We start from the raw sequence: 19,436 nt of genomic DNA, 5'->3' as shown, positions 1-19,436 counted from the left end.
TCAAGAAATGCTCAACCCCTCAAGTATACAGCATCATCTCATAAAATAAAGACGGTACGTTCACTTATGGTGTGGAACTAAGGTGAAGCAAGCCAATCAAACATGTTGTTTACCGCGGCTGCATGGATACGGTCATGGAACCAGTGATTCTGTCCCCCATAGGCATGAAAGGTTACTTCGATTCCTCTTCGCTTCAACCAATGATACATACGGGTTCCATGACTATAGTTGACCTGGGTATCTTCTGTACCGTGCATGATCAGTACGGGGCAGCGAAGCTTGGAGGCGGCAGCCAACGGAGAACGGGCAAGATAGGCTTCGGGAACAGCACGAGGCGTTCCGCCCAGAATACGTTTCAATGTGCGTCTCAGGTCGGTTCGCTCCTGATATGTCCGTTCGACATCGGCAACACCGCTCCACAGCACAAGTTTATGTACATGGTGGGGGCCTTCGTTGAAAAAGGTAGCTGTATGCACAGCATTGATGGCCCCGCGGGAGAATCCCATAAGCGAAATACGCGAAGAATCGGCATATGGAAGTGCTTGTACTAGCCGGTATGCGGCTCGCACGTCTTCAATATCATGTCCACCATACTCGTCCCGGCCTTCGCTACCCTCATTGCCGCGATAGGAGGGAGCGAACACGATGTAGCCTTTGTGTGCAAACTGCTCCACCCAGGCCGTTTTTACGCCGCCATAGTTGCCAAGGCCTCCGCGACAATAGATAAGAACAGGCCAACTTTCTTGCTTATGGTTATCGATTTGCGTTGGAGGATAACGACTTGCCAGCAGCCGGAATTTCACATCATGTAATAAGTCCGTGCTGCATGTTCCAATATGTTCCTTCGTCTCTTGCTTGTGGCAAGGAGAAGAGATTATACAGCCTTCGGGCAGATACATATACGCTTTAACCCGGAATTCATTAGAGGAATAGGTCACTTGATACAGCAAGAAAAATCAGCCTCTTTCATGGTCAATAGATGTAGATATGACAAGGTATAGAGCATGGAATACCATGTAGCATGTGTCAAAAATCTGATCCCATACCTCTCGTTCATGCTAACTGCTCACGTGACACAAATTCGTTTATTGGCTCCATATGTTTTATAATGAATCAGAGACAGGTGCGGGCCGCCTGAATTCTTATACCTGTAAATTACTCAAGTGCGCATAAAAGAAAGGAAGAAAACCATGATGAACGCTCCACATCCGATTGACCAATTCAAGAAATTCAAATACGAAATTACCAGATTCATGATGATTTATAAATTTGCTCTCGATCAGATGGAAACCAAAATTGAAGTTTTAAAGGAAGAGTTTCAGTCCTTGCATGATTACAGCCCAATTGAGCATACGAAATCCAGATTGAAGTCTCCTGAAAGCATCATGAATAAGATGTTTCGCAAAAATCATGAACTGACCTTCGAAAGTATCAAGAAAAATATCAAGGACATTGCCGGCGTTCGTATCACATGCTCCTTTATCTCGGACATCTATCGGATCAAGGATATGCTGTGCAATCAGAGTGATCTGCGTGTGCTAGAAGTGAAGGATTATATCCAGAATCCGAAGCCCAATGGATATCAAAGCTTGCACCTTTTGGTGGATGTACCTGTTTATATGTCCAATGGTGAAGAGCGTGCCTGTGTTGAGATTCAGATCCGTACCATTGCCATGGATTTCTGGGCGAGCCTTGAACATAAAATCTTTTATAAATACAATAAGGACGTTCCTGAACGTCTGACCAAGGAATTAAAAAGCGCAGCAGATTCCGCCAATGCCCTTGATCAACAGATGGAGAGACTTCATCGGGAGATTCAAGAGATCAAGGACGCAGAGAATGAACGGGATGAGGAGGAGCTGCGCCGCATTATCATTAATAATCAGCAGTTTACACTGCCATCCAACCTGCTTCGTCTGCTTGGTGACGGAGAACACTAAGTAAACAGGAAACATCGTAAGGAAAGGAACAAGTTTAATCCCTATGAATAGTTCATCAGCATCCTTAAATAATCAATCATCATCACGTGTGCGTATGGCCTTGATATTGGGGACACTGTCTGCCTTCGGTCCGTTGTCTCTGGATATGTATCTGCCCGCACTGCCTACACTCGCTGAGGATTTCAATTCCTCTCCTTCGTATGCACAACTTAGTTTAACAGCCTGTATGGTCGGGCTTGCTGCAGGGCAACTGCTGGCAGGTCCCCTTAGTGATGTACGAGGACGTCGTACGCCGCTTATTGCAGGACTTGTGCTATATACGATTGCTTCCATTCTATGTCTGGTGAGTCCGACAATGGGTTCTTTTGTTGTGCTGCGTTTTATTCAGGGGGCTGCGGGTGCAGCCGGAATTGTTATATCCCGGGCAGTGGTAAGAGATGTGTATTCGGGTCCGGAGTTAACCCGGTTCTTCTCCCTGCTGATGCTTATTAACGGGGTAGCGCCTATCGCAGCACCGATTATCGGTGGGCAGCTGCTCGCATATACTTCATGGCGTGGTGTCTTTATCTTATTGAGTCTTATTGGGGTGCTTACGTTACTGGCCGTTATTTTTGGACTTGGAGAGACACTGCCGTCCGAACGAAGATCCAGCGGAGGCTTGAAGCAGACTCTGGTCACATTCCGGCAGATCGCATCGGACCGTCTGTTCATGGGATATGCATTGACTCAAGGATTTGTGGCAGCGGGAATGTTCGCGTACATATCGGGTTCACCATTTGTACTGCAAAAGATTTACGGCGTCTCTCCGCAGATGTTCAGTATCTGCTTTGCCGTTAATGGTCTCGGAATCATTCTGGCAAGCCAGATTGCCGGGAGATTGGCGGGTAAAGTGTCCGAAACGCGTTTGCTCTTGGCCGGCCTCGTTGCGGCTGCTGTAGGAGGCACATCTCTGCTCGTTGCCATCCTATTGGGAGGCAATCTGATCTCCATCCTGGTTCCGTTATTTCTTGTCGTTTCCAGTGTGGGTCTCGTCAACACGGCTTCCTTCGCGCTGGCCATGGCCAACCAGGAGAAGTCAGCTGGCAGTGCCTCTGCACTAATAGGGGTCATGACATTCCTGTTTGGCGGGATCGTAGCTCCGCTCGTCGGTTTGGGAGGAGAGGGAACCGCGGTACCAATGGGGATCGTTATCGCATGTGCCGACCTTGGGGCTTTACTGCTCTATCTGGTTATGGTCGGTAAGCGTGGGCATCGTCAGCAGACCCGTTAATCCTATATAAAATAGCTAAGCGCCCCATTCGAAGGTCTAAACTTCGGGTGGGGCGCTTGTGTGTTAGCAAAGAGCGAACAAGATTTGCGTATTGAGCAAAATGCCAGGGGTCAGGAACGGATAGAAGTAACCGACGACAAAACCAAAGATATTAGTGGCAGGCCACATGAGAAAGACGTCATTGTAGGTGAATACAAGGGACCAACGGTTGTAACAAAAGTTCTGCAGTACACGCTGATTCTGATCCCTTGGGGCGGTTACGCCTGTTTGGGCGAATTGCACAGCCTGGGTCAAATTCTGTGGTTGCTGCTGGATAAACAACGGCAGAAGCCCGGGGCTGCTTTTGATCAGATTGTAGAGAAATACCATCTCCGCTGGTGGCTGCCCAACCGGACGTGGATAGGCGCCTAACAGGGTAGGCAGATTGCCTTGCGACAACTGTGCGGGAACGCCTGGAACCGTACCTTGACCGCCTCCTGGAAAGAACGGTGGCTGTCCGCCAATGCTTCCACCTGGAAAGTATGGGGGAAAAGATCCCTGTCCTCCGGGAATTCCTTGGATGGGCTGCCCTCCCTGGCTGCCACCCGGGAATAATGGAGGAAACTGTACAGAGCGCTCTTCACCACCGTAACCTGCATAGGTATGATTGATGTAATCCATCTACGAACATCCTTCCTGTCGTCGTATTCTGAGAACATCATATGGCGGCATTCGCCCAAAGGTGAATGGATCACGAGCTATCGAACGTGGTAAAGGAAAAACCGGATTGACAACTCAGTTGATAACAATTATCATTGTCAATGGAAATGGACAAGTACATACAGGGATCATATACCGGAGAGTATAGGCCCTTTTTAAATTTTCCATACCAGCTCATATTGAGGTGTTCATTATGAAAGGGGATAATCACGTGTTGAAAAGTAATAAAAAAGGGATCATGCTGCTAATCACGATTATGGTCATGTCATTGTGGCTGGCTGCATGCGGAACGAAGTCGGCAGATAATGGAACTGCAGCAGGAGAGACCAATACAACAACGGAAACTGAGACACAGACAGAAGCTCCAACAGAACGCACGGTAAAAGATGCACAGGGTCATGATGTAACGATTCCAGCCAATCCGCAGCGCATTATCGCTTCCTATCTGGAAGATCATCTGGTAACACTTGGCGTGAAGCCTGCTGCTCAGTGGTCAGCCCGTGATGGCAGCAGTGTGCAGGATTATCTTCAAGAAACTCTGAATGGAGTCCCTACAATTGCAAGTGAACTTCCTTTTGAGGCTGTAGCCAGCTTCTCGCCGGACCTGATCATTATGGGTTCTGAAAGTACTGTAGAAGGGGAGAAGTACGAACAATACAATAAAATTGCCCCGACCTATGTACTTGGTGATGATGTGAACAAGGATTGGCGTCAGGCTCTTTTGAAAATAGGCGAGCTGTTGAATAAATCGGATGTAGCTCAAAAAGCGCTTGACGATTACGATGCAAAAGCAAAAGAAATTAAGGAAAAAGTGACTGCAGCAACAGGTGGTACGAAAACTGCAGCAGCACTCTGGCTCTTCAATAACAAGTTTTATGTGGTTAGTAACAATGTCTCCAGTGGTGAAGTCATGTACAATGAACTCGGACTGCAACAGCCTGAAGTTGTGAAGGAAATATCGGCAAAAGCAACTGGTAACTGGTCCGAGGTTTCCCTGGAAAGAATCGCAGATATGAATGCTGACTATCTCTTCCTGGTTAACAGTGATAAGGGAACAGGGGCAGAAGCGTTGAAAGACGCAGTGTGGCAAAGTATTCCTGCTGTGAAAAACGGAGAAGTATACGAGTTTGAGAGCACGAGCAGCTGGTTGTATAGTGGAGTACAAGCGAACACGCAAATTCTGGAAGATATTCAGAAAAGCATTGTTAAATAAATGAATGGCACATGATATGTGCTGCAAGTCATCGTACAACTCTCTGGTGTCCATAGGCATCAGGGAGTTTTTTGTTTTTTTAGTATAACCCGATATATACTTACGAAGTAACAGTGTCCGTATGGGAACCATCCGTTCCCGATTAAGAAAGGGGATAGGTCTATGATGTATACATTGAATCCAAATGATCTGACGAGCAGGGATAATTATAAATTGATGAGTGGTTCGGTAGTGCCGCGACCGATAGCTTTTGTCACAACCATTTCAGAGGACGGCAGCGTCGTGAATGCAGCTCCGTTTAGTTTCTTTAATGTCGTTAGCTCCGATCCGCCGTTGCTGTCCATTTCCATTAACCGTAAGGATGGAGTGATGAAAGATACCGCCCGCAATGCGATTGCAGGGCAAGAGCTAGTCGTACATATCTGTGACGAATCAATCGTTAACGAAATGAATGAGACAGCAGCACTGCTTGAACCACATGAGAGCGAGCTGGAGCGAACTAGCCTGACGAAGGTACCAAGTTCAGTTGTGACGGTGCCCGGAATACAGGAAGCACTGATCCGCATGGAATGTCGTCTGTATCAGCATATTCCGGTGTCTAATGATGAAGGAAAACCTGTAACGGATCTGCTTCTCGTTCGCATCGTACAGTATCACTTTAATGAAAAAGTGTATGACCCCGCTCATCACTACATTTTGATGGATCACCTTAAACCCGTAAGCCGGCTTGCGGGCAATGATTACGCTAAACTTGGTGAGCGATTCACGGTAGTTCGGCCTGTATAAGGTCATTCACTTGGTCATTTACTTTTCATCTTTCCATATAGGATCCAAATGGCTGATTATCTAAATCGACTGATCAAGACGGATAACCTGTGCAAACGTACAGGTCTTGTCCGTCTTTCCTTGTTTGCTGAACATAAACTCATTCTGGCGTGAATAGACTTGTACTATTCTGGTGTGTTACTTGATTGTATTGTAGGCCCCTGCTAGCCATCATAGATGAAGAATGAAATGACAATCTGATAGAAGAGGAGCTTGGATATGGGTTATCGCAGCCTTGCTTACCTCATAGGCCGATATCCACGGTTCATCATGATCAGCTGGGTTTTTATTATCGGGGTATCCGCCGTATGGGCATGGAATCTGCCCGGTGTTGTTCAGGATCATGGGTTGAAACAGATTCATGGAGATGCACATCATATTGAGCGTATGCTCAAGGAAGACTTCGGAATCCCGGATGAACCGATTATTGTCGTTTATGAAAAGCAAACTGGCACCTCTCCAGCAGAATTTCAGAATTGGGTCAACAGACATTTACAGGCGGTAGCCAAGCTGCCCCATATTTCAACCATAATCTCTCCACTTGAGGCTGGAAGAAGCACAATGATGCGGGATGGCATGGCATATGCACTCCTGGATTTTAATGTACCGGCACACCGGATGAATGCTCCCACCGAGCAGCTTCGTTCCCTGAATACAGCAGATGATCAAGGAATTATTCGTTTAACCGGCAAGCCGGTAGTTCAGCAGGATGTGAATCAGTTGAGCTTTCGAGATCTGGAGCGTGCGGAAGTCGTTGGCTTACCGATTGCCTTGTTTATTCTGTGTTTTGCCTTTCGAGGTCTATATGCGGCCCTTGTTGCCGTAATTATGGGGGTCGTCGGTGTGGTCACAGCCATGGGGATGACCTCTCTCATGGGGCATTACGTGGAACTTTCGAATTTCGTTATTAATGTCATACCTATGGTGGGAATGGCGCTTAGCATCGATTTTGCGCTGATCATTATAAGCAGATACAGGGATGAGATGCAGTTGTATCCGCATGATCATGGGCAGAGTTCGTATGAGATTATTCAGAGGACACTGCGTACAGCCGGAAGGGCTGTTTTGTTTTCTGCTGCTTGTGTGCTGCTTGGCCTGTTGTCGCTGGTCTGGATCAGACTTCCCATGTTTCTGAGTGTCTCGCTTGGTGCCATGACAGTCCTGATGATATCCGTGTTAATTAATGTGACCTTACTGCCAGCCATTCTTACCCTCTATGCTCAGCGGATCTTTAAACGAAAAAAGCATTTTCCAATCAGTAAGCCGCCGCGTAAACCCTCCATATGGCTTCGATGGTTTGGCACAGTGATGAAACGACCGATACGGATGACCTTGTTGGGTACAGGTATTCTGCTGTTCTGCGTGCTTCCGGTTCAGCAGTTGGAGATGGCGATTCCGGACGCAACCTCATTGCCCGCAACCATAGAATCCAGACAAGCTGCAGAGAGGATGCAGCAGGTTTTCGCTCAAAAGGACTTCGCTTCCGTTGACATCCTCATCGGAGGATCGGGAGAGAGGCTAACCCCATTACACTGGAATACGGCACTTCGAAAGGTAAGGGAGTTGCAAAAGGATGAGGATGTTCTTCAGATAGAATCCGTCTGGGGAATGGATCAGAAGTACAGGCCAGGACAGAACAGAACAACCTCGCAGATTGGAGGTGCGAGCAGCGAGCTGATCTTGCACGATTCGCTTCTCTCCTCGTACGTATCTGAGGATGCTATTCGTCTGGTGGCGATCATCAAGGGAGCTCCAGGATCAGAACAAGCTGCAAACTGGCTGAACATGATGAATGAACGGGACGCGCAACAAGGCGCTCAGGGGATACCTATTCGTTATGGCGGAGAAGCTGCTTCCCAAGTTGAGATTATGCAGGAAATTTTGGGACAGCTGCCCAAGGTGCTGGTTTTCGTAATCGTATCTAATTACATTGTACTGCTGATGGCATTTCGTTCGCTGCTGATTCCAATCAAAGCAATACTGATGAATATACTCAGCCTGACAGCTTCGTTTGGAGTCTTGGTGCTGGTCTTCAATCAGGGGCATCTTGGGATGGAGCCCTCGGCGATTGCCATCATGATTCCGGTGTTTATCGCTGGACTTGTCTTCGGCATTTCAATGGACTATGGCGTATTTATGCTCAGCCGGATACAGGAGATGTATCGTCTGACAGGAGATAGTGACCAGGCGGTCATGCAGGGACTCGCATCAACGGGTCGACTGATTACATCGGCTGCAGCCATTCTGCTTGCTGTGACTATACCTTTTGCCTTTGGAGATGTGGAAGGAGTGAAGCAGCTTGGCGTTGGCATTACTGCTGCGGTGCTCATTGATGTCACAGTCATTCGTTTGCTGCTCGTGCCAGCACTAATGAAGCTGATGGGGAAATGGAATTGGTGGCTCCCAGGACAAAAAACATAACGCTTGAAGAACATGGTCTGATTACCAAGTGTGCAAAATGTTCCTATAAGGTAGCCACCATATGATAAAGGAAGATTCCTGATGTCTGCTTTGCAGGACAGGGGGATGTCTCTTTTTTCATAAAAATAGCAGGGTTTTGGGTTAATGCGGCATGAATATTAAATTCATAGGCCATGGGCTTGCACTATAATGTACTGGAAAATAGTCCGGATTTGATCCGTTTAGTTCATCAATTATATTTTATTTCATATGGATTGATGCAGCGAATGAACAAGGAGGTATACCATTAATGACTGGGATTGAATCATATCTGCAACAACAAACGACTGAGCACGGACGTTATGCATATCAGGCAGGACAGCCTCTGGAACAGTGGAGTGAACAGCTGCGTTCGGGAATACGTGAACGACTTGGTGATTTCCCGGCTGAGGATGCAGAGCTGCAAGCTGTCGTGCTGGAGCGTATTACTTGCGATGGTTACGTAAGAGAACGCGTGGAAATAACGACCTATGCAGGATTGCGAATGCCAATATACATATTGATTCCTAATGAGTTAAGTAACACAAATGCACCTGTTCCTGCCATGATTGCCTGTCATGGCCATGGTTATGGGAGCCGGGAGATAAGCGGCATGGAGCCTGACGGCTCACCTCGAACCGCCGCAACGGGACTGCATAAGGATTTTGCCGTATCCCTGGTGCAGCGAGGGTTCATGGTTGCCGCTCCAGAATTGCTCGGATTCGGTGATCGAAGACTGGATGAGGATATTGATGAACCGCCAGGAATTAGCTCCTGCACGAAGATTGCAGTCCATCTGCTCATGGCCGGACAGACACTGGCCGGACATCGTGTCTACGAGACGATGAGGGTGCTTGATTATTTGTCTACCCGCCCTGAAGTTGATGCAGAGAGGATTGGAATCATGGGCATCTCGGGTGGAGGGCTCGTTGCTGCCTTTACTGCTGCGCTGGATGCAAGATTCCGGGCCACGGTCATCAGCGGATATGCCAGCACCTTTCAAGCAAGTATTCTGGACCGGAACCACTGTCTTGATAATTACATTCCAGGCATCTTGCGGGAAGCGGAGCTGCCGGATATTATCGGACTAATCGTGCCAAGACCATTATTCATTGAAGCAGGAAGTGAGGATCGGGTGTTTCCACAGGCTGCGGCAAGGGAAGCGTTCGCAAGGTTGCGGGAGATCTATGCACAAGAGGATGCACAAGATGTGCTGGGTGCAGACTTCTTCACAGGCGGGCACGAAATCAGTGGCGCCAAGGCGTATGATTGGCTGGATAGGTTTTTATAAAAAAGCGCCTCACTGAACATGAAAAATAACCCCGTAGCTACACGCCTCTGGTGTGTAAGCTGCGGGGTTGCCTTTGATTTTTCTAATAGGAATTGAAGTGGTATTCATCATTCCATCATATCCTTGGCCTCATGGTTGACTTTTTTACCTTTGAGCAGCGGTTCAAGTTCATCCTGTACGCTCTGTTCCCAGAGTGGAACGTCTGTCCGGTATGCTGCGCGTGCATTCAAATGCCCGGCAACCGGAGCGGTAATAAAGACAAACACAATGCCAAGAAGTACGCGTGCACTGATGTAGTTATCGAAGTACCAGAAGAAGAAAAATGTTCCGATGAGTACGCAAAACACACCGAGTGTTGTACTTTTAGTCGCGGCATGCGCACGCAGGTAAACATCTGGTAATCGTATGAGTCCAAAGGCGCTAAGTGCACTCAGTAAAGCTCCGCACAGAACAATCAGACCGATAGCAATTTCAGCGGTTCCATTAACGATCTCCTTCATTTTTGAACACCGCCCCCCGTTCAATATATCGTGCGAATGCGACTGTACTGAGAAAAGCAAGAATACCAATCAGCAGAATGATATCCAGATAGGCCTGCGTGTGAAGCATCATGGACAGCACAGCCACAATGGCGATGACGTTAATGCCGATGGTATCCAGAGCTGTAATCCGGTCAGCCATGGAAGGACCGCGCAGCACACGGTACAAGCAACCCAGGATGGCCAAGGACAGTACAAGCAGGGATATAAACAACATTGAGGATAGCATTATCGCGTCACCTCCATAATGGCTTTTTCAAACGTATTTTTGATATCATCCCTCATTTTTTGTTCATCCTTGATATCCAGTGCATGAATGAACAGCTTCCGTTGATTCCCAGATATCTCAAGTGGTAACGATCCCGGTGTGAGTGAGATAAGCAGGCATAAAAAGGTAACCTCCCAGTCGGAGGACAATTGAGTCCGGTAGGTAAAAATGCCAGGACGAATTTCAAGCCTAGGCTTGATGATCTGGCGTATAACCTCAATACTCGCTCGTATTAATTCCTTGAACAGCAGATAGAGCAGCTTCATGATGGCCCAGACTCGAACGATATAGAAGCGCTGGGGGAAGAACCGCCGCATACTTCCGATTAATAGTAGACCGAGCAGGTAACCAATAAGAAAACCAACGCCATTCCAGGCATTGTTCAGAAACATCCATACAAAGGCAATGATCAGATTCAGTATGATCTGAAAGGCCATAAGCATCTACTCCTTCAATACTGCATCAATATAAAGATTGGGATGCAGTAGAATGTCGCCTGCGCGGGAGGTTAGCTGAAACATTCCTTCAGCCCCCAAGCCCATGACGATAATAAATATGAACAGGATGCCGGCAGGGATTAAGAGTCCGTTTACCGCGTAAGGCCGTCTAACGATACCTGCTGGCGGTTCGCCCCAGAAGGCCTGAATGAAAATACGCAGGACCGAGTAGAGCATCAACAGGCTGGAGAGCACCGCAATTCCCGTAAGACCGTAAAGGCCGGCCTGCAAGCCACCCTCGAAGAGCAGCAGCTTACCTGGGAAACCACTGAATGGAGGAATACCGGCCAGTGCAAGTGCACTGATGAAGAACATCCATCCAAGCAGCGGATAACGATGGAGCAATCCACCCATGTTTTCCAGTTTGGATGTACCCGCAACGGCGATCAGGGCACCTCCCAGCAAAAAGAGCAGCGTTTTGATCAACATGTCATGCAGCATGTAGAAGAGCAGCCCTTCCAGAGCCTGACGACTTGCAGCGGCCATGCCGAAGGCCACAAATCCGACACCTGCAACCACGTTATAGACCAAAATTTTGTTCACGTCACGATAGGAGATCGCGCCAATAACCCCGAGAATCATGGTTGCGCCAGCCATCCAGCCGATGAGAGCATTGAAGAAATCCGGATCATGATAAAAAATGAGCGTGAATGTACGCACAATCGCATACAGCCCTACTTTGGTCAGCAATCCGGCGAACAAAGCCGTCACCACGGCAGGGGGAGCTGCATAGGAGCCGGACAGCCAGAAGAAAAGGAACAGGCCCGCCTTGATACTGAATACGATGAGAAAGAGGACAGCAATCAGAGTAATCACACCACTTTGTCCCACCTCGGCAATCCGATTGGACAAGTCCGCCATATTCAGCGTGCCTGTTATCGAATAGAGGAAGCCAATAGAGGCAACAAACAATGCGGATGATACGATGTTAATCAAGACGTATTTGATCGTCTCTCGGAGTTGTCTTTCCGTTCCTCCCAGTACGATAAGTGCATAGGAAGAAATCAGCATCAGTTCAAAGCAGACAAAGAGGTTGAACAGATCACCTGTCAGAAAAGAACCGTTCACGCCTGCAATCAGAAAATGAAAGAAGACGTAAAAATGATGTTCTTCCCGCTCTTGGTTTATGCTTCGAAAAGCATACAGCAGACATGCCAGAGCAATGATGGAAGCAGCCACAACGAGCAGGGCAGATACCATATCAGCTACAAGAACGATACCGTATGGCGGGGCCCAACCGCCCATATTAAGGGTCTGTACGCCTGAGCTCGCCACCTGTGTAATTAATACGGTTGATGCAGCAGCGGTCAATAGTGTCCCCATGACACTGACTATACGCTGCATACGGACTTTGCGGAAAAACAGAATGGTTATTACACCTGTAATTAGCGGCAGCAGCAAAGGCAAAACCACAAGATTATTCATATGGACGCCCCCTTACTTCTTCCATGTCGTCCGTTCTCAATTTTAGATAAGAGCGATAGGACAGAACAAAGAAGAAAGCAGTTAGCCCGAAATTGATGACAATGGAGGTCAAAATCAGCGCCTGGGGCAGCGGATCGACATAGCTTTCTGCCTTTTCTCCCAGCAAGGGAGGAGCACCTGTCTTAAGACGTGACATCGTGATCAGCAGCAGATGCACCCCATGCGTGAGGATGGACATGCCTAACACAATCCGGAGCAGGCTCCGTGACAAGATTAAAAAGACGGCGACGGCAAACAGTATGCCAACGGCAACGCACATCAATATTTCCATATCAGCGATCCTCCCCGATCTGTAGAATGATGGTCATGGTGACGCCAAGGACAGCGATATACACGCCGAGGTCGAACAGCATCGCAGTAGCAAGCTCGGTCTCTCCCAGCAAAGGAAGTTCGAAATAACCGAAGGTCTGGCTGAGGAAGGGAACCCCGAATAAGAAGGAACCGGCGCCCGTCAAAAGGGCTATGGCCAATCCGACAGCCGTCAACGTACGAAAATCGATCGGCAGCGCTTTGCGTACCGTATCCGTACTGAATGCAAGAGCAATCAAGACCAGTGCAGCAGCCGTGACCAATCCTCCGATGAAACCGCCGCCCGGATTATGATGTCCTGCGAAGAACAAATGCAGCGCAAACGTCAGAATGATAAAGACGACTACTTTGGTTGTCGTTTGCAGCAGCACATCGTTACTCTGTAAGGGAACAGTATCCCAAGTGGAGGAGCTGCGTTCCTGGTTTCCATATTTTTTCGTATTATCCGCTTCGTCATCCAGATTATCGTCATCTTTGCTTTCTTCTTTTTTGCGGAACTTCAATCGCGCTCCGAGATCCTTGGCTTCCAGGTTCAGATTGATCATGGAATAGATGGATAATGAAGCTACCCCCAGCACCATAATTTCCAGAATCGTATCAAAGCCGCGGAAGTCAACGAGCAGCACATTGACCACGTTTTTGCCGCCTGCAAGGTTATAGCTCTCCTGAATGAAGAAAGTGGAGATGCTCTCCAGGGAAGCTGTTCCGCTTGCGGCAAGGGCTACGAAGGTCATGACGATACCCACCGCAATAGCGACAATCATGTTCACGCTGAGATATTTGCGGCTGGACCGTCCGCGTTGAAGCTCAGGCAGATGGTAGAAGCACAACAAGAACAGCGCTACAGATACGGTCTCCACAATCATCTGGGTTAATGCCAGATCGGGTGCACGGAACAATACAAATAACAGCGTAACCAGATACCCGACAGCTCCAGTCATAATGACCGCAGAGAGTCTGTTTTTCGCAAAAGGAATGGAGACTGCAGCAGCAATCAGGGCGACAAGCAGCACCGCTTCATAGAATGAGAAGGGAGCATGCCCTTTGAAATTCCAGGTAATATTCTCGCCGGAGCGGAAAAAGGCATATCCAAGCAGTGCAACGGTGAACGAGAAGATGTATACCAGATAATTGCGGACAGATCCGTTCATGTAAGCTTCTGTCCATTTGCGAGCATAATGCTGCACATTATCCAGAATGACATGATACATATTGTTAATGGTCAGGCCCTGCGGGTAATGTTCATACACATTTCTCCAGCGAGGTAACAGTTTATACAACGTGATACCAAGAAGAATGACACCGATGGTCATGATTAATTCCGGTGTTATTCCGTGCCATAAGGAGAAGTGAACATCAAAATGCTCGTTTCCGTCCAGTAGCGCTGGAAGCACGGAGGCCATCGCCGGCTCAATAAGCGATCCAGCCAGCAGATCCGGGAAAAGTCCGAATGTAATGACAAGCACACCGAGGATTACCGGAGGAATCAGCATACCAACCGGAGCTTCATGCAGCTTCTCCGCCGGAAGCTCCGTGCGGCGGTTACCGAGGAACGTTTTGAACACGATGATCAGCGCATAGATTAAAGTAAATACACTGGCGAGCCAAGCGAGTACAGGCAATAGGATGCTCCACGAACCAAGTCCGAAGATACGCAGATGTGTCACTTCAACCATGGCTTGGAAGAACAGTTCTTTACTCAAGAAACCGTTGAAAGGCGGAATACCCGCCATGGCAAGTGCGCCCACTAGCGCTACAGTGAACGTGACAGGCATAAAGGAAGCCAGTCCTCCGAGCTTGCGAATATCGCGTGTCCCTGTTTCATGATCGACAATACCGACGACCATAAATAGTGCTGCCTTGAAGGTTGCGTGATTGAAAAGATGAAGCAGGGCAGCTGTAATTGCAACTGTATAGACGGCAGAAGACTCGCCATAACCGAAGTAGAGTGCTGCGGAGCCGATGCCAAGCAGGGACATGATTAATCCAAGCTGTGAGATCGTGGAATATGCAAGAATGGCCTTCAGGTCGTTCTTTTTCACAGCAAGGAATGATCCATAACATAAGGTCAGGAGACCTACGCCAGTGACCAGCCAAAACCAGGTTCCCTCTCCCCCAAAGATGGGCGTGAAGCGGGCTATAACGTACAAGCCAGCCTTAACCATTGTGGCCGAATGCAGATATGCACTGACGGGTGTTGGAGCTTCCATCGCATCCGGCAGCCAGATGTGGAAGGGAAACTGCGCGGATTTGGTAAATGCCCCGATCAGGATCAGCACCAGTGCAGGCAAAAATAATGCACTATCCTGAATCTGTCCCCATTCCGTAATGGTTGCACGGATACTAAACGTTCCAGTCATCAAGTACATCATCATGAATCCCGCTAACATGGCGAACCCGCCAAATACGGTAATCAAAAACGACTTTTGTGCGCCTGAAGTGGAAGCTTTGCGTTTGTAATGAAACGCGATCAGCAAGAAAGACGTGATACTTGTCAGTTCCCAGAATCCGTACAATACAATCATGTTATCGGACAGTACAACGCCCAGCATGGCCCCCATAAACATGAGCAAATACAGGTAGAAACGGTTCAAATCCTCTTTTTTGTCCATGTAGTAAATGGAGTAAAACACCACCAGGACCCCGATCCCGGTAATAAGTAGTGTTAACAGCAGACTTAAGCCATCCAGATATAAATTAAATCCAATGTCCAGAGACGGAATCCAGGGCACATAACCGGAGACCATATTCCGCTGAGACACGGCAGGAATGAGGCTTGCAAAATAACCGAACAACACCGCCGGAACAATAAGAACCGGCCACCCCATATGTATTCTACGGAAGAAGCGGTTCAGCATCGTAAGTAAAATCCCCATGGCGAAAGGGAAAATAACAGCAAGATGAAGCAGGCTCAATATTACACCCCCAATTTCTAGTTGAAGTTCTCTCTGTTCGACAAACATGCTGAATCATCATTTCATCATAGGATGATATGCTTGCTCTCTATATTCATAACCCAAGTATGTATATACAGAATCGTGACTATTCTTTGAATGGAAGAAACACGGCATTTCAGACGACGTAACTTAGCATCCACATGTATAATAAAAAAAGACATTGCTTCCGATATAGATGAAAACGAATAGGTGACATCCCGTGTGCCCTTTCCAGCATGTCTCGTGTTGAAAAAGCAAGATGGTTTCACCGATTATTGGAGGCCAACATGTCTTACAAACTCAGAACGATACTTACCATGACCTTCGCCGTGTTATCCTTGCTGGTAACGTTAACGATCGGTTATATTTTTAGTCAAAAATCAGCGGTGGCTGTAGAAACGGAAATTGGGCATTCTCTGACCAGCACCGCTTCCCAAACAGCAGACAAGCTGGATCGCTTCATGTGGGCGCGGTCCGGAGAACTGGATCTTCTTGGCCAGATGGCCGGGTTGGAAGACCGTTATGAACCTGCTGATATCCAGATGCTGCTGAATCAGCTACAGAATAGCTTTCCCTCATTCTCCTGGGTTGGATTCATGGATCCGAAGGGAAAAGTATTGGCTTCAACGGATGGCATATTGCGTGGTGAAAATTTGTCTGAACGACCTGTGTATCAGGAAGGCATCAAGGGTAAATTTATTGGAGACGTACATAACGCAGTACTTCTCGCCAAACTGCTTCCGAATCCTTCAGGTGAGCCGCTGCAATTTGTCGATATCAGCTTTCCCCTGAAGTATAAAAATGGTGAAGTTTCAGGCGTGCTTGCAGCACATCTAAGCTGGGCGTGGGCAAAAGAGGTGGAAAAGGGTGTCCTGGAGCCTCTGAAATATCAGGAAAAGGACATTGAAATGTTTATCGTGAGCAAAAGAGAGCACACGGTGCTGCTTGGTCCGGAGGAGTGGGTTGGTAAACCACTGGAGTTGTCCGAAATGAAGGCAGCGGAGGTTAACAAGACAAGTTGGTCCATCGAGAAATGGGCTGACGGAAAGGAATATGTTACCGGACTCGCTTACAGCCAGGGACATCTGGATTATCCGGGTCTCGGATGGACTATTGTCGTTCGTCAGCTCAAATCAACGGCTTTTGCTTCCGTAACCGACATGTTATGGTTTAATGTCTGGTCGGGGCTTGCAGTTACCGTATTGTTTGCACTTATTGGCTGGTTGATTTCCCGGCGAATCTCCTTTCCAATTACACGCTTAACTCAAGTGGCAGACCGGCTGCGTGCAGGCGAGCAATTACAAATTCCCGAGAACAAAGGCATCAAGGAAATTGAAGTGCTATCCCGCTCGCTGAGCGACATGTTGACTTCGCTAACGAATAAAGATTCGGAACTGGTCGTCATGCAGAATTTGGCCCATTACGACCAACTGACAGGTTTGCCGAACCGGACAGCACTCGAAGTTTATCTGGAGGAATCACTTGAAACGGAGAGTACGGATCATACTTTGACTTTCCTCTATCTGGATTTGGATGGATTCAAAAGTGTGAACGATACCCTTGGGCACCAAACCGGAGACGTCCTGCTTCAAAAAGTGGCCCAGCGTTTGATGGCCCTAAGCCACGACAAGGGAATTACGGTTCGTTTGGGCGGCGATGAATTTCTCATTGTACTCCGTTCCATTGGGGCTAATCCAAAAGAAGAGGCGCGAGCATATGCGGATGAGATTATTCTGAGCTTGAATAAACCATTTATTATTGAATATGAGCGGATCCACATTGGATGCAGTATCGGTGGTGCCGAGTATCCGACAAACAGCGGCAATCCGAGTGAAATTATCCGTATGGCTGATGAAGCCTTGTATGAATCGAAGCGTTCGGGCAAGAATAAAATGACATTCTATGTGGATTTGAACAAGGATCAGGATGAGCAGGATACCCAAAACAAATAAGCATTTATAACGGACTGGAGGAATATCATGTCTGGAAATTATACATCGGTTCCGTACGGTTATGAACCGCCTGCAGCAAGCCGGAAAGGTACACTGATTTTCTACGATTCATTCGAGCATGTGACCGATGAACAACTTCAACATGCAGCAGTCACTTCAGATACGCGTGCATTTACACAGTTGGTACTTTATCCGCTGCATGAGAACACGGTTAAGCGCATGAGCAAGGATGGGGTACAGCCGTATTATAAGAGAGAGGACCGCTTGCATGAGTGGAAGCGAGATCATACGGAGTTCCGCATTAAGGTGGAGGGACTGGATGGCAAGAGGAAGAAGTACACACCAATGGATTCAGCTCTGCGTCATCTGACTTCTGAATACCCGGCGCCTCATTTTCTGTACCTCACCTCTGAAATGGCGAATCTGTTTGCATCGTTTGACTCGTTCAAGGACTGGATTACGAAACTTCGTCTGCTTATCGATGGCCAGCCGGGTACGCTTCATCCCAAGTTGGAGCAATATGCCCATCGCTGGGAATGGGCCGAGCAAGGCGAATAGATTAGATATAAAAAAAGTTGTACTGCACAACCGAATTCGGTTTGCGGTACAACTTTTTTTGATGACTCTACTACTTACTAAACCTCAACAAGGTCAAGGGAAGTCACGGTTTTGTTTTTACCCGTCCGTTTGGCAGCGTATAGACAGGCATCCACCTCTTCAAACAGCTTTTCTTTGGTTAGCCGGGCATTGAAACTTTTGAGTCCCACACTGACGGTGATGGAATTCCCCTCCAGTTCCAAATGGCCCATCAGGGCTATTTTCTGACGAATCTGTTCCACGAGAGCGTAAGCCTGATCGAAGGACTGTTCGAACATAAGCAATGCGAATTCTTCACCGCCATAACGGGCTGCAATATCGCTTGAAGTGATGTTCTCCTGAATGACATGGGAAACTTTCTCCAGAATGATATCGCCCACCCGATGTCCATAGGTGTCATTGATTGATTTGAAATCATCAATATCAATGAGAGCCAAATGAAGGCTCATACCGCTCTTGGCATACTCATATGCTTTATCGTAATAGTCTTTGAATGAGCTCTGGTTATACAGATTGGTAAGCCCATCGGTTTTGGACTGCTTGGTCATAATGGCATTTCGTACAATCAGTTCCTGCTTGGCCAGCATGCTGTCCTTGAGATCATCCAATACCTCAACACCACTTGTGACAATGACTTGAGCTACATATGTACCGACAATGAGAAAGGCTGGGATGGAGACCATGTCAAAGGAAGTCAAATAGGAACGATAGCCTGAATCAAACAGAACCAAAACATAACCTGTTGTTTGCATCATACATGCCGTCCAGACCCGTTTTCTGCTAAAAAACAAAACCGACGTAAAGATGGGCAGCAGGCTGATCGCTTGAATAATTCGAATGTCATAATTGACATGAATGATCGTCCAGGCAACGACAGTACTGGCGGCCGACATGGCATAAAAGGAATAACTGCTGAAGCGGCGGTCGACCCAGCTGGCAATCATAATGGAAGCAATACTTGAGGCTGTGGGCCAAAATAAAACATAAATGATGAAATCCTCAGGCGTACGATCATAGTCCAGAAAGAGGAAACAGGCGATCTGAACGACGAAATGTGTGATTACGACAACCCAGTACGCATGGAGCATTTTTTTAATCCATTTGGAATGCTTGAATTCATATTCTGTTGGGATATGACTGTTATGTGTTGACAAACTCTTCATATATCACCGCTGA

17 protein-coding genes are annotated in these 19,436 nt (G+C 47.6%); 8 read left to right on the top strand and 9 right to left on the bottom strand.

From position 1 onward, the window contains the following. Window positions 1-77: 77 nt before the first annotated feature. Entirely contained in the window at window positions 78-950 is an 873-nt protein-coding gene (locus AC3WQ3_RS20470) for an alpha/beta hydrolase family protein (protein ID WP_492473321.1), read from the bottom strand. Between the two features lie 243 nt (window positions 951-1,193). Between AC3WQ3_RS20470 and AC3WQ3_RS20465 the strand changes: the two genes are divergently transcribed. Then, window positions 1,194-1,940: a GTP pyrophosphokinase gene (locus tag AC3WQ3_RS20465; RefSeq protein WP_095287774.1), complete on the top strand. Its 747-nt coding sequence runs from the start codon at window positions 1,194-1,196 to the stop codon at window positions 1,938-1,940. Between the two features lie 43 nt (window positions 1,941-1,983). Continuing rightward, window positions 1,984-3,210, top strand: coding sequence for a multidrug effflux MFS transporter (locus AC3WQ3_RS20460; RefSeq protein ID WP_336779771.1), 1,227 nt, complete (start codon window positions 1,984-1,986; stop codon window positions 3,208-3,210). Window positions 3,211-3,273: 63 nt separating this feature from the next. On the opposite strand, the gene AC3WQ3_RS20455 is transcribed toward AC3WQ3_RS20460, so the two are convergent. After that, a complete protein-coding gene (locus AC3WQ3_RS20455) occupies window positions 3,274-3,870 on the bottom strand; it encodes a hypothetical protein (protein ID WP_336779772.1) in 597 nt (198 codons plus the stop codon). Window positions 3,871-4,120: 250 nt separating this feature from the next. On the opposite strand from AC3WQ3_RS20455, the gene AC3WQ3_RS20450 reads away from it, so the two are divergent. The 4 genes from AC3WQ3_RS20450 (at window position 4,121) to AC3WQ3_RS20435 (ending at window position 9,677) form a co-directional block, all read left to right on the top strand. Then, window positions 4,121-5,122 (top strand): iron-hydroxamate ABC transporter substrate-binding protein, encoded by a 1,002-nt coding sequence (locus AC3WQ3_RS20450; RefSeq protein WP_336779773.1) that lies wholly within the window; start codon window positions 4,121-4,123, stop codon window positions 5,120-5,122. A 165-nt stretch (window positions 5,123-5,287) separates the two neighbouring features. Continuing rightward, window positions 5,288-5,908: a flavin reductase family protein gene (locus tag AC3WQ3_RS20445; protein WP_492473344.1), complete on the top strand. Its 621-nt coding sequence runs from the start codon at window positions 5,288-5,290 to the stop codon at window positions 5,906-5,908. A 258-nt stretch (window positions 5,909-6,166) separates the two neighbouring features. After that, entirely contained in the window at window positions 6,167-8,368 is a 2,202-nt protein-coding gene (locus AC3WQ3_RS20440) for an MMPL family transporter (RefSeq protein WP_492473320.1), read from the top strand. Window positions 8,369-8,657: 289 nt separating this feature from the next. Continuing rightward, window positions 8,658-9,677, top strand: a complete 1,020-nt coding sequence (locus AC3WQ3_RS20435) for a dienelactone hydrolase family protein (RefSeq protein ID WP_492473319.1) — start codon at window positions 8,658-8,660, stop codon at window positions 9,675-9,677. Between the two features lie 107 nt (window positions 9,678-9,784). On the opposite strand, the gene mnhG is transcribed toward AC3WQ3_RS20435, so the two are convergent. The 6 genes from mnhG to AC3WQ3_RS20405 are packed head-to-tail and all read right to left on the bottom strand — an operon-like array spanning window position 9,785 to window position 15,690. Continuing rightward, window positions 9,785-10,177 (bottom strand): monovalent cation/H(+) antiporter subunit G, encoded by a 393-nt coding sequence (gene mnhG, locus AC3WQ3_RS20430; protein ID WP_110822468.1) that lies wholly within the window; start codon window positions 10,175-10,177, stop codon window positions 9,785-9,787. Next, window positions 10,161-10,445 (bottom strand): Na(+)/H(+) antiporter subunit F1, encoded by a 285-nt coding sequence (locus tag AC3WQ3_RS20425; RefSeq protein ID WP_095287537.1) that lies wholly within the window; start codon window positions 10,443-10,445, stop codon window positions 10,161-10,163. Before AC3WQ3_RS20425 ends, mnhG begins: the two co-directional genes overlap by 17 nt. Continuing rightward, complete coding sequence (locus AC3WQ3_RS20420) at window positions 10,445-10,921, bottom strand: Na+/H+ antiporter subunit E (RefSeq protein WP_095287536.1); 477 nt, start codon at window positions 10,919-10,921, stop codon at window positions 10,445-10,447. Before AC3WQ3_RS20420 ends, AC3WQ3_RS20425 begins: the two co-directional genes overlap by 1 nt. Window positions 10,922-10,927: 6 nt before the next feature. Further along, window positions 10,928-12,406 carry a Na+/H+ antiporter subunit D gene (locus tag AC3WQ3_RS20415; RefSeq protein ID WP_336779776.1) on the bottom strand — a complete coding sequence of 493 codons (1,479 nt, stop codon included), beginning with the start codon at window positions 12,404-12,406 and terminating at the stop codon, window positions 10,928-10,930. Then, window positions 12,399-12,737, bottom strand: a complete 339-nt coding sequence (locus AC3WQ3_RS20410) for a Na(+)/H(+) antiporter subunit C (protein WP_095287534.1) — start codon at window positions 12,735-12,737, stop codon at window positions 12,399-12,401. Before AC3WQ3_RS20410 ends, AC3WQ3_RS20415 begins: the two co-directional genes overlap by 8 nt. 1 nt (window position 12,738) lies before the next feature. Next, window positions 12,739-15,690: a Na+/H+ antiporter subunit A gene (locus tag AC3WQ3_RS20405; protein ID WP_492473318.1), complete on the bottom strand. Its 2,952-nt coding sequence runs from the start codon at window positions 15,688-15,690 to the stop codon at window positions 12,739-12,741. Between the two features lie 308 nt (window positions 15,691-15,998). Here AC3WQ3_RS20405 and AC3WQ3_RS20400 point away from each other — a divergent pair, with 308 nt between their 5' ends. Together AC3WQ3_RS20400 and AC3WQ3_RS20395 are read left to right on the top strand one after the other, a co-directional pair. After that, a complete protein-coding gene (locus tag AC3WQ3_RS20400; RefSeq protein WP_492473317.1) occupies window positions 15,999-17,663 on the top strand; it encodes a sensor domain-containing diguanylate cyclase in 1,665 nt (554 codons plus the stop codon). 27 nt (window positions 17,664-17,690) lie between these two features. Then, on the top strand, window positions 17,691-18,221 hold the full coding sequence (locus tag AC3WQ3_RS20395; RefSeq protein WP_492473316.1) for a hypothetical protein: 531 nt from the start codon (window positions 17,691-17,693) through the stop codon (window positions 18,219-18,221). 77 nt (window positions 18,222-18,298) lie between these two features. Here the strand turns inward: AC3WQ3_RS20395 and AC3WQ3_RS20390 are convergent, their stop codons facing one another. Further along, window positions 18,299-19,423 (bottom strand): GGDEF domain-containing protein, encoded by a 1,125-nt coding sequence (locus AC3WQ3_RS20390; RefSeq protein WP_336779780.1) that lies wholly within the window; start codon window positions 19,421-19,423, stop codon window positions 18,299-18,301. Window positions 19,424-19,436 lie beyond the last annotated feature (13 nt).

This window comes from Paenibacillus sp. FW104-T2, assembly GCF_058789975.1.
The sequence above is the reverse complement of the archived record's forward strand: the minus strand, read 5'-3'. Positions and strand labels throughout refer to the sequence as shown.